We start from the raw sequence: 15,491 nt of genomic DNA, 5'->3' as shown, positions 1-15,491 counted from the left end.
ATGGAAAAAAACGTCGCACAAAAAAGGATATCCCCGCTAGACTCGGGATATCCGGTTATGTGAGGGCTATATGTCCGCTTTTTTTGCTTCAAGCGCTTCTTTTACCGCTGCCTCGATCTCCTGATAGCTCGTGCAGCGGCAAATATTGGACTCCAGCCATTCTTGAATCATCGCTTGATCCGCACCCGGATGCCGCTCGATGAGCGCATGGGCGTTCATAATAAAACCGGGGGTGCAATAGCCGCATTGAAAGGCGAAGTGACGGACAAAGGCATGTTGAATAGGGGCATCGCCAAGCCCTTCGACCGTGGTAATTTCTTTGCCGACGGTCTCCATCGCCAGCATCATGCATGATTTGATCGGCGTGCCGTCGACTAAGACGGTGCAGGCGCCGCAGTCACCGTTTAAACAGCCCGGTTTGGCCCCGGTCAGCCCGAGCCCGCCGCGCAAGACAAACAACAGCGTGTCGGCTTGACGGGCGGCGACCGTTCGTTGTTCTCCGTTAATGTGCAGCACAAGCTCCCGTTTTGTTGTTTCTTCCATGTCCGTATGTGAACCTCCCGTCTAGATGGTTTCCCCTAACTCGCGAAGCGCATCCTCGAGCAGTTGGGCAGCGACAAACAGCCGATAATCCGCCGAGCCTTCAATATCATGCAAAATCGGGCGCGGAAAGGCGCTAACCGCCGCCCGGATCCGTTCGGCTGCGGGGCGGCTTCGGTCATTGAGGTGCGCCTCGACGTCAGCCGAGCGGAACGGGAACGGGCAGACGCCGCTAAAGGCGGTGTGAATGGCTTCGTCTTTTTTTAGCGCCGCGATGGTGACAAGCGGATAGCCGATTTCACCTTGCTTGCGGCGCTTGTGGTGAAAGTGGGGAAGTTCCGCATCGGAGCGGCGCACTTTGACTTGAACGACAAACTCGCCGCGGCCGAGCTGCAGCTGCTGGTGAAACAAATCATTGATGCGGGACTGACGGACGCCGTCCGGACCGGCGATGATGATGTCCGCCTCCGCGACGAGCAGCGCGAGCGCTGTTTCGCGGTAAAAAATTTGCCCGCATAGGTTGCCGCCGAGCGTAATTTGGTTGCGTGCCGTCCGGTCAGCAACTTCTTTCGCCGTCTTTGTCAACAAAGGGAACGGATTTGCTTCCTCGAGCTCGGTGAGCGACAGCGCCGCCCCGAGCACGAGAGGATCGCTGTCGGCGTCAAGCACGCGGCATTCGGGAATGGCTTTGATGTCAATGACAGCGGCGGTAGAAACGAAGCCGAGGCGGGATAGGGTGATGATCTCCGTGCCCCCGCCATAATACAGCGGCCGTCTCCCTTTTTGTTCCATTTCCGTAAACAACGCCACCGCTTCAGCGATCGACTCCGGCCGATAGTAGGCAAAGTCAAAGGGAACCATAGCCGTCTCCTTTCTGTTTCCGCCAAATGAGTTCAGGAACGAGCGGCAGTTCGTTAAGCGACACACCAGCGGCGAGCGATAAGGCGTTTGCTAAGGCGGCGGGCATGCCGATCAAGCCGTGTTCGCCGATGCCGCGCGCACCGTACGGAGCGTCGATTTGCGGGGTTTCGACAAACTCAACGATGTATGCCGGATGTTCGCCGAAGCGGATCGGCCGGTACGTGCGCAGCTGCGGGTTTAAGACATGTTGTGCTTGATCAAAAAGAAATCCTTCACGGCTGGCAAAACTCAGTCCCATGTTCATCGCCCCCATCGCTTGGCCGAGCGCCGCTTTCGGGTTGAGCACTTTGCCGGCATCAATGACCGCGTATGCTTTCACAATGCGGTACGTGTAGTCGCGGCGGTTGAACTCCACTTCGACTCCTTCGGCGCATACGCCCCACTCAGGCCCCGGTTTTCCGGCGCCGGTTTCCGGGTCAAGCGGAGTCAAGTGGCGTAAAATGTAATGGCCGCGCCCGATCACTTGCCCGCCGATGGCGTTGCCGTTTGGAAATTTGTAGCCGTAGGCAATGTCTTTTACTGGGATGAAAATGGCCGGGTCATCGCGCAAAAAGACGCGTCCGAAGCCGACTTCCAAGTCGGCGGGCGCAGCCCGCAGCACACAGGCGGCGATCTCTTTCAGCTGGCGGATGGCGTCATCGGCGGCGGCCAAAGCCGCGCGCCCGGCCATAAACGTTCCGCGGCTCGCCACCGTTTTCCAATGTTCCGGCGTCGTTTGTGTATCGATGTCCATTTTGACATGAACATCGTCCACATTCATTTTCAGCCGTTCGGCGACCATTTGCGCGAGCACCGTTTTCGTGCCTGTGCCGATTTCGACGACACCGGAGATGACGTTGACGCTTCCGTCAGAGTTGAACGTTAAAATGACGCCGGAGCTCGCGTCGGGATCGATCGTTGACGTTTTCCAACCGCCGCTGATACCTTTTGCCCGCACGGTATAGGCGTCAAGCTCAACGCGCTGCCACTCGTCCCAGCGCATCAGTTCGCGCAACCGGTCGAGACAGGCCGCCATATCCCCGACATTGCTTTTCGTGAGCCGCACTTGCGTCGGGGTCGTATGCCCTGGGAGGATGGCGTTTTTGCGCCGCACGTCCCACGGGTCAAGCTGAAGCGCCTTCGCCAGTTCGTCGATGGCTCGTTCAATGGCAAATGACTGCTCGCAATGGCCAAAACTGCGGAACGGTGTCGCATACGGACGGTTCGTATAGACGCAAAGCGAGTCGCACCAGACGTGTTCGACATGGTACGGACCGGTGCAATCGACGGCTGCGGCGCGGCTGACGTCGATCGCTTTGTCAGAATAAGCCCCGCCGTCAAACAAAAAGAGAATTTCCATCGCTTTGAAAACGCCGTCTTTTGTCGCGCCGATTTTGACCGTTGCCTCTAAGCCGATATGGACGGGCGAGGTGACCATGTCACATTCGCGGTCGTTCCAGACGCTCACTTTCCGCCCGCCGACCGCCTTCGCGGCGAGGTAGGCGAGCAGCTCAAGCTGCACGGGCGCCTTGCCGCCGTAAGCGCCGCCGACAAGCGGTGTATGGACGATGATTTTGCCGGTTTCTTCGCCAAAGTACGTATGAATGAGCTTCTTGATCATAAACGGCGACTGCGACGAAGCAGTGATATAGATCGTGCCGTCCGGCCGAATTTCTGCTGTAGCGCAGCGCGTTTCCATTGCGGCGTGGTCGGACGGGGTGAATGAGACGCTCGTTTCAATGATGACGTCGCTTTCTGCAAACCCTTGGTTAATGTTTCCTTTGCGGATTTTGGTCCGATGGGCGATATTTGTCCCGGGCTCAGGGTAGGTCGTTTTGTTTTTTTCGTAACGGCCGAGCTCTTCGTGAAGCAAGGGAGCGCCTTCTTTCAGCGCTTCGCGCGGCGAGCCGACCGCTGGCAGCGGCTCATAGACGATGCGGATGAGGCGGGCTGCCTGTTCGGCTTGCGCCAATGTATCGGCGACGACAACGGCGACGACCTCGCCGTAGTAGCGCACTTTATCAGCAGCGATCGGCGGGCGGTCGCGCATGTCTTCGCCTGTGAGCGGCAGTCCTTCGCCGGTCAGGACGGCGCGGACGCCGGGGGCGGCAAGCGCTGCGCTTGTTTCGATGGAGATGATGCGCGCATGGGCGTACGGACTAGTGACAAGCTTGGCGTGAAGCATTCCTTGTTCTTTGAAATCGTTCGTATACTTCGCCCGGCCGGTCACCTTATCCCATGCTTCTTTACGGATGATGCTTTTACCGACGGCCACGGGGATGTCCCTCCTTTTTTTCCCGGTAGATGACAGCGCGCTCATAATCGTCTTTTGTATCGATGTCCATGCCAACCGGCTCACCGCCTTCGTATAAGAGGCCGCGCCACTGAGGGTCACGAAACAGCCGGCGTCCGCCTGCATCCCCCTCAAGCATCAGCAGGGAAGAGAACATCTGTTTTCCAAAGATGACCGGAGGCATCGGTGTGCCAGAGCGGGAAAAGGCGGTGTAATCAGGGCGGTGCCGGCGATAACAAACGGCAAGAACATCGATCGCTTCCGGCGTGACAAACGGCTGATCCGCCAATAATATAGCGGCGGCGTCCGCCCCTTGTGCGATCGCCTCTTGCAAGCCGCAGGCAAGGGAATGCGCCTGTCCGCGGTGACAGGCGGTGCAGCGGACAAGGCGGCATTTGTCATGGCCCAGCAGCGCGTCAGGGATCCAAACGAGCGCATCGGCCGGCGGCACAACAACGATGACGGGTGAAAGGCAGGAACGAAGCGCTGCCTTGAGTCCGGCTGCCCCGAGCGTCCCATCTCCCCAAGGCAAGGCGCGCTTATCTGTTCCCATCCGCCGGCTCTGCCCGGCGGCTAAATAAATGCCGGCGATTGCGCCCCTGCTCATCGGGCGGCCTCCATCGGCTGTGCGCGAAGGACGCTGATCAGCTCAGCAAGAATACTAATGGCGATTTCCTGCGGGCTGTGTGCGCCGATTGGCAGTCCAACCGGTGAACGGACAAACGGCGGAGCCGAGCCGGAAGGAAAAAGGCGGTCCGTGCGCCGCCGCGGCCCGAGCACGCCAAGGTAAGCGAGCGGCATGTCGGCTAACCATTGGACAAGTTCTCGGTCACGCTCGAACTGGTGGGTCATTATAATGACAAAGTCGCGTTCAGTAAGGTGCAGCGTCGGCACCGTTTCATGCGGAAAGCCGACAACCCAAGCGTCCGCGTCCGGTATGTGCGACGGATGGCAAAACGCCGGGCGCCAGTCGCTGATAGTGACGGAAAACCCGGCGGCTTTGGCCGCCGAAACGAGCGGCGGGGCGTCCGGGCCGGCGCCGAAAATGACGAGGCGCGGTTTCGGCCAAAAATGTTGGATGTAAAACGCGCCGCTGTCTGTTTCCTGCACCCGGTTCCGGCCGTGGAAAAACGGGGTGCCATGCAGCGCGTTGAGCCATTCCGGCCTCGGCGGTGAAACATAGCCGCCGAAGCGTTCCCCTGTTTCGCTTTGGAAAAACGGCGGTTCCTTAGGATGAGCGATGCTTCGCGCCATCAGCACATGTTCGCCGCGGTCAAGGCGCTGTTTCAACGTAAGCCAATCCGGTTTCGTCTCGTTTGTGACCGGCTCAAGCCAAACATGGATGACGCCGTCGCATCCGCTTCCTTGCCCCCACCCTCCGTCATCTTCTGCGCGCAAGTCAAACGATAGGGCCGCCGCCTGCCGGCTTGACAGCACTTCGATCGCATGCGCAGCCACCGCTTCTTCAAGGCATCCGCCGCTTAATAAGCCGGTTGTCTTTCCGTCTGCTCCGATCCACATCCATGTTCCTTCCTTTTGGTAGGCCGAGCCTTCCACGTCAATCGTGATGGCGAATACACCATCGTTCGGCGCGGCGGCCATGGCATCGAGCGCGGCATAGTAGCTTTCCATGCTTATCCTCCTTCCGCAAGTGGAATACACCCATTTCGCCTTGCGTATATACGCTCATATCGTCGCGCGGCGTCTCCCAAGCCATGATGTCATCCCCTTACGAAGGATAAATGATCGGCGGTGATAATCGCTCGCAGCTGCTGGTACGATGGATACGAAGATGTGTAGTGGATAGAACGGTACGGCAAAAACGGGGGAGGTATAGGCGTCGTTGCTGCGTAGATGGGAAGCTGTGACGGCGGCACGCCTGTTTCAGCGCGAAACGGCGGCGTGATGAACTGCCAAAAGGCAAGCGGCGGCAGCGGGTGCGGCATCGGTTCGCCCCCTTTTAAAAAAGGCTCTGCTATCATTATATTTCTGTAACAAATGCCCATGACTGAAAAACAAAGAAGCCAGCTGTTGCCAGCTAGCTTCTTTTTTGATCCGTTTTTCCTTTCCCGAGCCGTCCGGCCCGCTTGGCGGCTTCCCGCAGCAAATACTCGATATGGCTGTTGACGCTGCGGAATTCCTCTTGCGCCCACTGTTCCAAGACGGCATACAACTCATAGTCAATGCGCAAAGGGAATGGTTTTTTCTTTGTCATCGCACTCCACAACCGTTAATATAGACTGCCCGTGTTGATCACGGGCTGGGTGGCTCGTTCGGAGACGATTGCCACCATCAAGTTGTTGACCATCGCCGCTTTTCGTTCATCATCTAACTCTAAAATGTTTTCTTTGTCAAGCTGTTCGATTGCCATTTGCGCCATGGAAACCGCTCCTTCGACGATCTTTTTCCGCGCCGCCAAAATGGCGGCAGCTTGCTGGCGTTGGAGCATGGCGCCCGCAATTTCCGGGGAGTACGCCAAGTGGGTGAGGCGCGCTTCGATCACTTCGACCCCGGCGACGCGCAGCCGCTCTTGCAGTTCCGCAGCAAGCACATCGGAAATGATATCCGCATTGCCGCGCAACGTAATTTCATTGTCGTCTTCAAACGTGTCGTATGGATATTTGGTCGCGACATGGCGGATCGCCGCTTCACTTTGAATCTCGACAAACTGTTCGTAATCATCGACGTCAAATACCGCTTTCGCGGAGTCAATCACCCGGAAGACAACCACGGCGGCGATTTCGATCGGGTTGCCTTGAGTGTCATTAACCTTTAGTTTGTTGCTCGTGAAGTTGCGTACGCGCAGTGACACTTTCGTGCGGACCGTGAGCGGCACGGTGAAAAACAACCCGCTGTCGCGGATCGTACCGAAATAGCGGCCGAAAAAGGTGAGCACTTTTGCTTGATTCGGCTGGACGATCGTGATGCCGGTCGCGAGCAGCACAGCCATGACGAAAAACAAAATGGCGGGCAAAAACAATTGCTGGACGAGGAGGAGAAACCCGGCGATGAGAAGCATAGCGATGCCGCCGATACCGATGAATCCATCGAGATACCAAGCTTTCTGTTCTTTCATTAATTGCCCCCCCTAATTCATATTAACTTGATATTTTTATGATATCATACATTCAATAAAATGTAAATCGAGTATTATTGTGGTTTTTAGCCATTCGCTGCTTTCCCTCATGTGTGATCTGTCGGGAAACATTTATCAAGCACCGGGGTTTGGAAAACAACCTCACTTGTCATACCTTCTGACCATAGGCCTTTATTCCGATAACAAGTTAGCGTGTTAAAATATGGAAAAAACAATTGACTCTGTTTTTCTCGCCGGCATACAATAGAAAAAAAGAGGGAAACAGGAGTATCGACCATGGGAAAAGAAAAACCGGTGCGCATTGGCCGGCAGGCGCTTTTGCTGGCGATGCTTGACGAAGGAGAGGAAGGCCCGGTCCTTCATCAGCTTGAGTCGCTCGCTTGGCGCTATTGCCAAGGGCGCGTCGGGGCGATGGAGCCGCAAAAAATCGTCGCGGCGATCGAGACGGCGGCGAAACGGCATGAGGTGGTTGATGGCGGCTTGTACCGCGATATGCACGCCTTGTATCATGCGATTTTAGAGGCGGTGCACGGTGTGACGAGGGGGCAGATGGAGCTAGGAGATTTGTTAAGAACTGCCGGCCTTCGTTTCGCCGTCGTGCGCGGCACACCGTATGAAGGGCCAAAAGAAGGAGAGTGGATCGCCGTCGCCTTGTACGGGACGATCGGGGCTCCGGTGCGCGGGCTCGAGCACGAGGCGGTTGGGCTCGGCATCAATCATATATAACGCGGCGGCTCGGGCCATTCGATAGAGACGGATCAGCCTAAAGCAATGAGTCATGAGGAGGCGAATCTTGCCGGAAACGGCAGGGGCGCCTCTTTTTGTGTTTGGACATGAACGAAAGGGGATGAAATGATGATTGTGTTGAACGGACATTCGTTAACGCTTGACGAGGCAAGACGCGTCATTTATGGGAGAGAACCAGTGGCGGCCGCTTTAGAGAGCATGGAAGCGGTTCGAAAAAGCCGGGCGGCTGTGGAACAGGCGATTGCGAGCGGACGAACGATCTATGGGGTGAATACGGGCTTTGGCAAACTCGCTGATGTGCGCATTGAAGGAAGCAGCCTTGAGCAGCTGCAAATCAACCTTCTCCGCTCACACGCCTGTGCTGTCGGCGAACCGTTTGCCGAGGAAGTGGTGCGGGCGCTGCTTCTGTTGCGGGCCAATGCTTTGTTAAAAGGGTATTCCGGCGTGCGGCCGGCGGTCATTGAGCAGCTGCTTACGTTTTTGAACACCGGCATTCACCCGATCGTACCCCAGCAAGGTTCCCTCGGTGCGAGCGGCGATTTGGCGCCGCTGGCTCACGTGGCGCTGGCGCTTGTCGGCGAAGGGGAAGTGGTGTATCAAGGCCGGCGGATGCCTACCGTCCAAGCGCTTTCGCAAGCGGGAATTCCGCCGCTCTCTCTGAAAGAGAAGGAAGGGCTGGCGCTCATTAACGGGACGCAGGCGATGACGGCCGTCGGAATTTTAGCTTGCTTAGCGGCGGAACAGCTCGCTTACGACAGCGAGCCGATCGCCGCATTGACGATCGAGGCGCTTTATGGTGTGACCGATGCCTTTGACGCCCGCATCCACGAAGCCCGCGGATTTCCGGAACAAGCGGAGGTGGCGGAACGCATGCGCCGTTACCTCGCTGGAAGCCAGCTTACCACAAGGCAAGGGGAGCGGCGCGTGCAAGATGCGTACTCGATCCGCTGCATCCCGCAAGTGCACGGGGCGTCGCTCAGAGCGCTCCGCTATGTGAAAGAAACACTCGAAATCGAAATGAATGCCGCCACGGACAATCCGCTGATCTTTGCGAACGGGGACGTTCTTTCCGGCGGCAACTTTCACGGCCAGCCGGTGGCGATCGCCATGGATCTGTTGAAAATCGCGGTGGCGGAGCTGGCCAACATGAGCGAGCGCCGCATCGAGCGGCTCGTCAACCCGCAGCTTAATGAAGGCTTGCCGCCGTTTTTAAGCCCGCAGCCCGGTTTGCAGTCGGGGGCGATGATTATGCAATACGTCGCGGCTTCGCTCGTATCGGAAAACAAGACGCTCGCTCATCCAGCCAGCGTCGATTCCATTCCGTCATCGGCCAACCAAGAAGATCATGTCAGCATGGGGACGACCGCCGCCCGCCATGCGTACATGATCGTGCAAAACGCAAGAAAGGTGCTGGCGATTGAGCTCATTTGCGCGTTGCAGGCTGTCGAAGCGCGCGGCATCGAGCGACTGGCTGCGTCAACGAGGCAGTTTTACCACGAGGCGCGCCGCATCGTTCCTTCCATTGTGGCAGACCGCGTGTTTTCCCGCGATATTGAGGCAATGGATGCTTGGTTGAAGCAGCGGGCGGTCAGCAGCTGTTCGAACAGTGGAGCGAGCGTTTAAAAAATCATAGACAACATGCAACACCCGGTTAAGCGCATATATTAGAAGATATCGTCACCCATTTTTCACATCAAGTCATCACGGAGGCGGTGCCAATGTTTACCCATACAGTCCAACCGGGTGATACGCTGTTTTCCATCGGCCGCCGGTACGATTATCCGGTAGAAGATCTTCGCATTGTCAACGGGTTGACGGCGTCAAACATCGTCCCCGGCCAGGCGCTGCTTATCCCGCTTTACACATACACGGTGCAGCCAGGGGATACATTGACGGCCATTGCCCGGCGGGCGTTCGTCACACTTGAACAATTGCGAGCGGCCAATCCCCATCTTCAGCCGAATGCCCTGCGCCCGGGAATGAAAATCACAATTCCCAATATTTCATGGTATCAGGCGACAACGTTAGGCTACTATGTCGTTCGCGAACCGAGCGCCGACCGGGCGATTATTCGTGATTTTGCCCCGTATTCGTCGTATATCACCCTTTTCGAATATCACTTTGCCCCGAACGGCGATATGGTGAATGAACTGGATGATGCGGCTGCTGTTGAGGAAGCATGGCGAAATCGGGTGACGCCGCTTGTTGCCATTACAAATTTAACACCACAAGGATTCAGCCCGATACTTGCGAGCCAAGTATTGAACAACCCGGAGGCCAGGACGAATCTCATTGAAAACATTTTTTATTTAGTATCGCGAAAGGGGTATGGCGGGGTCAACATTGATTTTGAGCAAATCCGTGGCGAGGACCGCGATTTGTTCACGGGTTTTCTGCGCCAGCTGCGCGATCGGCTCAAGCCGGCCGGATACGTCGTGACGATCGCGGTTCCGGCGAAAACGAGCGAAGATATTCCATGGCTGCAAGGATACGACTATGGAGGAATTGGCGCTGTTGTTGATTATATGTTTATCATGGCTTACGATTGGCACCATTTGGCCAGTGAGCCTGGCCCTGTGGCGCCGATCGGCGGGGTGAGGGCGGCGTTGCAGTTTGCGGTTGAACGCGTACCTCGGCAAAAAATCTTGCTAGGGCTCCCGCTGTACGGATATGACTGGATCATCCCGTACCGACCTGGAACAATCGCCACGGCACGTTCCAATCAGGAAGCGGTGCGTACGGCTATGCGCTATCAATCTCCTGTTCAGTATTCATTGGCGGACGAATCCCCGTTTTTCCGGTATACTGATGAACTCGGAAACGTTCACGAAGTATGGTTTGAAGATAGCCGAAGCATGGGGCAGAAAATGAGGTTAGCCCGGCAATTCCAACTTGCCGGCGTTGGAGCATGGCAGCTTACGCTTGGATTTGCTCCAGGACCATGGCTGCTGCGCAAGTTTTTTACGATCCGAAAAGTTTGATGTGACGGCTTAGCACCGCTAAAACGGCCAAAGTGCCAGAAAGGCCGGCGGCTTAGCGATGCATAGCCGTCTTTCTTTGCGCTTTTTCGCTCCCTTTTCTCAATAAACAGCTGATTTCAGAGCTGTTGCCGTTTTTGTATAGACTCATCCTTTCCTATTGCGCGAAGTTGGCGAACTGAAAAAACCTCGTGCAAAGTCTTGTCCTCTCGCGGCGTATTGTACAGTTGTCCCTTTCCTTGATTTGCGGTAAGATGAAAAAGAGAGAAAGGGGAAGGGTGGACAGACCATTGACAATTTCTGCCGCGGCGTTGTTGGCCTTATGGAAGATTATTGCGATTGATATCATTTTGTCCGGGGATAATGCGGTCGTCATTGCGATGGCGACGCGGCGGCTGCCGAAACACCAGCAAAACAAGGCGATTTTTTGGGGGACGGCCGGGGCGGTGTTGCTCCGCATCTTGTTTGCAGCCATCATTGTCTTTTTACTGAACATTCCGTTCGTTCACTTCGTTGGCGGATTGCTGCTCGTATGGATCGCCTATAAAGTGCTTGTTGAGCGGGAAGAGGAAGCGAACGTACAATCATCAGACCGGTTGCTGAAGGCGATTATGACGATTATCATTGCTGATGCAGTGATGAGCCTTGATAACGTTGTTGCTGTGGCCGGGGCGGCCGAAGGGCATCTTGGCATGCTGGCGCTCGGGGTAGCCATCAGCATCCCGATTATGATTTTCGGCTCCAAAGCGATCGTCCGGGTGATGGAAAAACACCGATGGATCGCGTATGTTGGGTCGGGCATTTTGGCGTGGACGGCCGGGAAGATGATCGTTGGCGATGAAGGGGTGCTCCATTTGCTTCATCTTTCGCACGGTCCGTTCGTCTATGCCGTCGCGGCCGGTGTGACGATTTTTGTTTTGGCTGCCGGTTACATCGCGAATAAAAAAGCAGCGCGTGAAGAAGGGACGTTGATTTGAGCGGCTGGAGGTGGTGTGCGTCCATGAACGTCCAACGCATTCTCGTGACGGGAAGGCTTTATGCCGAGCTTGCCGCTCTTCTTCCGGACAAGCGGCCCGATAAAGCGTTTCGCTTTGTCGCTGAAGACGAATTGCAGGAGGCGGATTTTGCCTGGGCGGATGCGTACATCGGCTTTCGGCCGGCCGGGCCGTTTTCGCTTGCCCATTTGCGCTGGGTGCATTCGCTCGGCGCGGGGGTCGACGCGTTTTTGTGGAAGCGGAAATGGAAGCCGGACGTGCTGCTGACGCGGACGATCGGGTCATTTGGCGAGCAGATCGCTGAATATTGCCTCAGCCACTTGCTGCGCGACGCCCAATGCCATGACGTGTATGCTTGGTATCAAGAACAGCGGCAATGGAAGCCGGTCGCTCCGAAGCGACTTAGCGAACAGCGGATGGTCATTTACGGGACGGGCGAGATCGGCCGGCGCATTGCCGAAACGCTTCGTCTGTTTGGGGTTTCGCCCGTCGGCGTCTCGCGAAGCGGCCGAGACACGCCGCCGTTTTCGGCTGTTTACCGCCATGACGAGGCGGCGGAAGCGCTTGCTCGCGCCGATTGGGTGATCGCCGCGCTTCCGCTGACAGAGGAAACGCATCACCTCTTTGATGAGACGTTTTTTTCCTGCTTGCACAATGCGGGCTTTATCAATGTCGGCCGCGGCGCCACGGTCGAGGAGACGGCGCTTGTCGGGGCGCTGGAAAACCGAAACGTGCGCCTCGCCGTGCTCGATGTGTTCGAAGAAGAACCGCTGCCGCCGCACTCGCCGCTATGGGGTCATCCGCATGTCATCATCACTCCGCATATCGCGGCGCTCACTGCGGCCGAGGACGCCGCCCGCTCTATATTGGACACGCTTGCCTGCATCGAAACCGGGGAGCCGCTTGCCAATGCGGTTGATGTCAGCCGGCAATATTGAACGAAAAAAACGGTGCCCGATGAACAAGGGGCACCGTTTCGCGTTGCTTACCGGTCGATGACAATGATATACGCCGCTTTCATTGGCCCGTGGACGCCGACGACCAAGTTCATTTCAATGTCGGCGGAGTTGCTCGGGCCGGTGATGAAGTTGATGCATGACGGAACGAGGGCGCCTTGTTCGATTTGCTCGTGAATGAGCGCCGCCGCTTGCGTCATGCGCGGCACGACAGTACTTTTCGGAACGATGGCGATATACGTCTTCGGCAAAAAGTGAATGGCCCGTCCTTGCTCATTGCGGGAAAACAGCACGACCGTTCCCGATTCGGCGAGGGTGATGTCGCTAAAGGCGATGCCGACGTTCGCCTGTTCGGCGGCGTCAATGTTTTGGCGGCCGAGCGCCGGGTTCCACACGTGAACGCTCGTTTGTTCCGCCGGCCATTCCTCCTGAAGCAAGGGGGACAGGCCATACTCGGCAAAGCGCGGATCGTTTGGCACGATGACCGGTCCGCCGCCGTAGGCCGACACTTGTCGCTTCAGCACGCCCGCCAGTTCGGCGCTTGTTGTCTCGATGTAGTCCGTATGAATGAGTGTGCACTGTTGGCGAAGCGCCGCCAGCAAGTCGTCCTGGCTATAGCCGGCAAACACCGTCCATTGCGGCCCATAATCCCATTGCGGCCGGGAGACGCCGGACAGGCGGGGGCTTCTTCCGAGACGCCCGGCGATCGTTTGTAAAAACGCGTCACGGTTTTGAATCGTACCACGCGTCATGATGGATTCCCTCCTTTTTGCCGATCGCGAAACCAGTCACGGAACCGCTCTTTGCTTGGCGCCGGAAACTCGCGGCTTTCTGTCCACGCTTTCAGCGGGCCGGGGCCTTTTGTGATGCGCCCGTCTTCGGCAAACGGGGCGAAAGCGCTTGGCGCCAACTTCGTGCCGAACCGGTACAATGACGGTGAGGCGGTCCCGAGACGAAACGCCTTCATCGCCAGTTTTTCCGCGACCGGCGCTTTTCCTTCCCGCTCGACGATGATTTGGCGGTGTTTGATGAGCAATTCATGAAGCGGAATTTTCACCGGACATGCCTCCGTACAAGCCGCGCAAAGGGAGGACGCGTACGGAAGCTCCTTGTAGTCGTCATAGCCGCCTAAGAGCGGCGACAAGACCGCACCGATCGGGCCGGAGTAAATCGAGCCGTACGAATGGCCGCCGATATGGCGGTATACCGGGCAGACGTTGACACAGGCCGCGCAGCGGATGCATTGCAGCACCGGCTGAAACTCCGTGCCTAAGATCGATGAGCGCCCGTTGTCGACGATGACGAGATGGAACTCTTCCGGTCCGTCAGCGTCCCCTTCGTCGCGCGGGCCGGTGAGGACGGTGATGTAGCTCGTCAATTTTTGCCCGACGGCGCTGCGTGTCAACATGCTCACAAGCACTTCCATTTCTTCAAATGTCGGAACGATTCGCTCCATGCCCATGACCGTAATTTGGGTTTTCGGCAGCGCGGTCACTAAGTCGGCGTTGCCCTCGTTTGTAACGAGCGTGATCGAGCCTGATTCGGCGATGGCGAAGTTGCAGCCGGTGATGCCGATGTCAGCCGTCAAATAGTCGCGCCGCAGCGTTTCGCGGGCATGGCGCGCAAGTTCAACGGGATCCGACGATTTATCATAGCCAAGCTTGCGGCGGAAGACGTCGCGAATTTGCTCTTTGTTTTTATGGAGCGCCGGGCCGACGATATGCGACGGCGGGTCATGGTCGTCAATCTGCAAAATGTATTCACCGAGGTCGGTTTCGACAACGTCACAGCCGATGGCCTCAAGCACCGGGTTTAAATTGATTTCCTCGGTCACCATTGATTTGGATTTGACGATTTTTTTCGCTTGTTTTTCCAAAGCGATGCGGCGGATGTAGTCGTTCGCTTCTTCGGCCGTCTGGGCGAAAAAGACGTGGCCGCCCCGGTTGGCAACGTTTTCACTAAGCTGCATTAAATAATAGTCCAGGTTTTCGAGCGTATGTTTTCGGATTTGTTCAGCGAGCGAGCGCCACTCCTCCCAATGGCCGAGCTCTTCAATGACGCCAAGCCGCCGCACATAGCCGCGGTCTTGCATGCCGGCGACCGCCCCGCGCATAAAATCATTTTGCAAGTTTTCCTCGACCCGTTTCCAAAACGGCCCGTTTTCGATTTTCATCGGCATCGTCGTTTCCCTCCTTTTCGTTGCGTTGATTTAACACTTCGGCGATATGCATGACGCGAATCGGTTTGCCGAGCCGCTCGATACGCCCGCCGATGTTTAGTAAACAGCCGCAATCGGCGCCGATTACGTAGTCGACGTCCGCTTCGTCGATATGCGCGATTTTTTCATCTACCATTTGTTCGGAAATCGGACCCATTTTGACGGAAAACGTGCCGCCAAACCCGCAGCATTGATGAGCGTTCGGCAGCGGAACAAGCTCGAGTTCTTCGACATGTTCTAATAAGCGGAACGGCGCTTCTTTGACGCCAAGGAGCCTTGTCATGTGACAGGACGTATGGTACGTCGCCCGCCCGGGGAGTGAGGCGCCGACATCCTCGACGTTCAGCACGTCAACGAGAAATTGGGTCAGCTCGTACGTTTTCGCCGCTAGGCGCTTCGCTTCGTCTTCCCATTTGGGGTCGCCGCGGAAGAGGTGCGGGTATTCTTTTACCATGGCCGCGCATGAGCCGGATGGGGTGACGACATAGTCGGCATCGGCGAACGCGCGCATCATTTGTTTCATCGCCTCTTTCGCTTCTTGGACATAGCCGCTGTTATACGCCGGCTGTCCGCAACACGTTTGCGCCTCGGGAAAATCAATCTCACAGCCGAGCCGCTCGAGCAGTTCGACGGTCGCCTTGCCAGCATCTGTATAAAAGAGGTCGATGAGGCAGGTGACGAATAATGATACTTTCATGTATTCTCCCTCCTGTTTATCTAGTTGGGTGAGCGGGTCATCTGATGACTATATGTCTATTATAAACGAT

Annotated in this window: 15 protein-coding genes and 1 pseudogene; 5 read left to right on the top strand and 11 right to left on the bottom strand. The window is 56.7% G+C overall.

Features of this window, described 5'->3' with window-relative positions; all coding sequences use genetic code 11:
• Window positions 1–66: 66 nt before the first annotated feature.
• The 8 genes from GS3922_RS13750 to GS3922_RS13725 form a co-directional block, all read right to left on the bottom strand.
• Window positions 67–543, bottom strand: coding sequence for a (2Fe-2S)-binding protein (locus GS3922_RS13750; RefSeq protein ID WP_063166802.1), 477 nt, complete (start codon window positions 541–543; stop codon window positions 67–69).
• Between the two features lie 21 nt (window positions 544–564).
• Entirely contained in the window at window positions 565–1,401 is an 837-nt protein-coding gene (locus tag GS3922_RS13745; RefSeq protein WP_063166801.1) for an FAD binding domain-containing protein, read from the bottom strand.
• The gene (locus GS3922_RS13740) at window positions 1,388–3,715 is read right to left on the bottom strand and encodes a xanthine dehydrogenase family protein molybdopterin-binding subunit (protein ID WP_063166800.1); all 2,328 of its coding nucleotides are present in this window, start codon (window positions 3,713–3,715) and stop codon (window positions 1,388–1,390) included. The genes GS3922_RS13745 and GS3922_RS13740 overlap by 14 nt, the downstream gene beginning before the upstream one ends.
• A complete protein-coding gene (locus GS3922_RS13735; protein WP_063166799.1) occupies window positions 3,702–4,340 on the bottom strand; it encodes an NTP transferase domain-containing protein in 639 nt (212 codons plus the stop codon). The genes GS3922_RS13740 and GS3922_RS13735 overlap by 14 nt, the downstream gene beginning before the upstream one ends.
• The gene (locus GS3922_RS13730; protein ID WP_063166798.1) at window positions 4,337–5,365 is read right to left on the bottom strand and encodes an XdhC family protein; all 1,029 of its coding nucleotides are present in this window, start codon (window positions 5,363–5,365) and stop codon (window positions 4,337–4,339) included. The genes GS3922_RS13735 and GS3922_RS13730 overlap by 4 nt, the downstream gene beginning before the upstream one ends.
• An 89-nt stretch (window positions 5,366–5,454) precedes the next feature.
• The gene (locus tag GS3922_RS17420) at window positions 5,455–5,679 is read right to left on the bottom strand and encodes a hypothetical protein (RefSeq protein ID WP_044743058.1); all 225 of its coding nucleotides are present in this window, start codon (window positions 5,677–5,679) and stop codon (window positions 5,455–5,457) included.
• A gap of 92 nt (window positions 5,680–5,771) precedes the next feature.
• Window positions 5,772–5,948 (bottom strand): type II toxin-antitoxin system antitoxin, encoded by a 177-nt coding sequence (locus GS3922_RS17415; protein ID WP_033018480.1) that lies wholly within the window; start codon window positions 5,946–5,948, stop codon window positions 5,772–5,774.
• A gap of 15 nt (window positions 5,949–5,963) precedes the next feature.
• Complete coding sequence (locus GS3922_RS13725; RefSeq protein ID WP_044743057.1) at window positions 5,964–6,809, bottom strand: SPFH domain-containing protein; 846 nt, start codon at window positions 6,807–6,809, stop codon at window positions 5,964–5,966.
• Window positions 6,810–7,106: 297 nt separating this feature from the next.
• On the opposite strand from GS3922_RS13725, the gene hutP reads away from it, so the two are divergent.
• From hutP to GS3922_RS13700, 5 genes are all read left to right on the top strand, one after another.
• Window positions 7,107–7,556, top strand: coding sequence for a histidine utilization transcription antiterminator HutP (gene hutP / locus GS3922_RS13720; RefSeq protein WP_044743056.1), 450 nt, complete (start codon window positions 7,107–7,109; stop codon window positions 7,554–7,556).
• A 129-nt stretch (window positions 7,557–7,685) separates the two neighbouring features.
• A complete protein-coding gene (gene hutH, locus GS3922_RS13715; protein WP_063166797.1) occupies window positions 7,686–9,200 on the top strand; it encodes a histidine ammonia-lyase in 1,515 nt (504 codons plus the stop codon).
• A 95-nt stretch (window positions 9,201–9,295) separates the two neighbouring features.
• Complete coding sequence (locus tag GS3922_RS13710) at window positions 9,296–10,558, top strand: glycoside hydrolase family 18 protein (protein WP_063166796.1); 1,263 nt, start codon at window positions 9,296–9,298, stop codon at window positions 10,556–10,558.
• A gap of 251 nt (window positions 10,559–10,809) precedes the next feature.
• Window positions 10,810–11,532 carry a TerC family protein gene (locus GS3922_RS13705; RefSeq protein WP_172796438.1) on the top strand — a complete coding sequence of 241 codons (723 nt, stop codon included), beginning with the start codon at window positions 10,810–10,812 and terminating at the stop codon, window positions 11,530–11,532.
• Window positions 11,533–11,555: 23 nt separating this feature from the next.
• Window positions 11,556–12,488 (top strand): D-2-hydroxyacid dehydrogenase, encoded by a 933-nt coding sequence (locus GS3922_RS13700; protein WP_063166795.1) that lies wholly within the window; start codon window positions 11,556–11,558, stop codon window positions 12,486–12,488.
• A gap of 47 nt (window positions 12,489–12,535) precedes the next feature.
• Here the strand turns inward: GS3922_RS13700 and GS3922_RS13695 are convergent, their stop codons facing one another.
• The 3 genes and pseudogenes from GS3922_RS13695 to GS3922_RS13685 form a co-directional block, all read right to left on the bottom strand.
• Window positions 12,536–13,258 carry a LutC/YkgG family protein gene (locus GS3922_RS13695; RefSeq protein ID WP_063166794.1) on the bottom strand — a complete coding sequence of 241 codons (723 nt, stop codon included), beginning with the start codon at window positions 13,256–13,258 and terminating at the stop codon, window positions 12,536–12,538.
• Complete coding sequence (locus tag GS3922_RS13690) at window positions 13,255–14,685, bottom strand: LutB/LldF family L-lactate oxidation iron-sulfur protein (RefSeq protein ID WP_063166793.1); 1,431 nt, start codon at window positions 14,683–14,685, stop codon at window positions 13,255–13,257. The genes GS3922_RS13695 and GS3922_RS13690 overlap by 4 nt, the downstream gene beginning before the upstream one ends.
• Before the next feature lie 22 nt (window positions 14,686–14,707).
• Window positions 14,708–15,421 (bottom strand): annotated as a pseudogene (locus tag GS3922_RS13685) ((Fe-S)-binding protein); the annotation flags it as partial.
• Between the last annotated feature and the right edge of the window lie 70 nt (window positions 15,422–15,491).

It is taken from the genome of Geobacillus subterraneus (genome assembly GCF_001618685.1).
Taxonomy (GTDB): Bacteria; Bacillota; Bacilli; order Bacillales; family Anoxybacillaceae; genus Geobacillus; species Geobacillus subterraneus.
This window is presented reverse-complemented; position numbering and strand designations above follow the sequence as displayed.

Bases quoted from the DNA above. Each gene is read 5' to 3' on its own strand.
- hutH (WP_063166797.1), top strand. From the start codon at position 7,686: ATGATTGTGTTGAACGGACATTCGTTAACGCTTGACGAGGCAAGACGC.
- GS3922_RS13745 (WP_063166801.1), bottom strand. From the start codon at position 1,401: ATGGTTCCCTTTGACTTTGCCTACTATCGGCCGGAGTCGATCGCTGAA.
- GS3922_RS13725 (WP_044743057.1), bottom strand. From the start codon at position 6,809: ATGAAAGAACAGAAAGCTTGGTATCTCGATGGATTCATCGGTATCGGC.
- GS3922_RS17415 (WP_033018480.1), bottom strand. From the start codon at position 5,948: ATGACAAAGAAAAAACCATTCCCTTTGCGCATTGACTATGAGTTGTAT.
- GS3922_RS13750 (WP_063166802.1), bottom strand. From the start codon at position 543: ATGGAAGAAACAACAAAACGGGAGCTTGTGCTGCACATTAACGGAGAA.
- GS3922_RS13735 (WP_063166799.1), bottom strand. From the start codon at position 4,340: ATGAGCAGGGGCGCAATCGCCGGCATTTATTTAGCCGCCGGGCAGAGC.
- GS3922_RS13710 (WP_063166796.1), top strand. From the start codon at position 9,296: ATGTTTACCCATACAGTCCAACCGGGTGATACGCTGTTTTCCATCGGC.
- hutP (WP_044743056.1), top strand. From the start codon at position 7,107: ATGGGAAAAGAAAAACCGGTGCGCATTGGCCGGCAGGCGCTTTTGCTG.
- GS3922_RS13700 (WP_063166795.1), top strand. From the start codon at position 11,556: ATGAACGTCCAACGCATTCTCGTGACGGGAAGGCTTTATGCCGAGCTT.
- GS3922_RS13705 (WP_172796438.1), top strand. From the start codon at position 10,810: ATGAAAAAGAGAGAAAGGGGAAGGGTGGACAGACCATTGACAATTTCT.
- GS3922_RS13690 (WP_063166793.1), bottom strand. From the start codon at position 14,685: ATGCCGATGAAAATCGAAAACGGGCCGTTTTGGAAACGGGTCGAGGAA.
- GS3922_RS17420 (WP_044743058.1), bottom strand. From the start codon at position 5,679: ATGCCGCACCCGCTGCCGCCGCTTGCCTTTTGGCAGTTCATCACGCCG.
- GS3922_RS13730 (WP_063166798.1), bottom strand. From the start codon at position 5,365: ATGGAAAGCTACTATGCCGCGCTCGATGCCATGGCCGCCGCGCCGAAC.
- GS3922_RS13695 (WP_063166794.1), bottom strand. From the start codon at position 13,258: ATGACGCGTGGTACGATTCAAAACCGTGACGCGTTTTTACAAACGATC.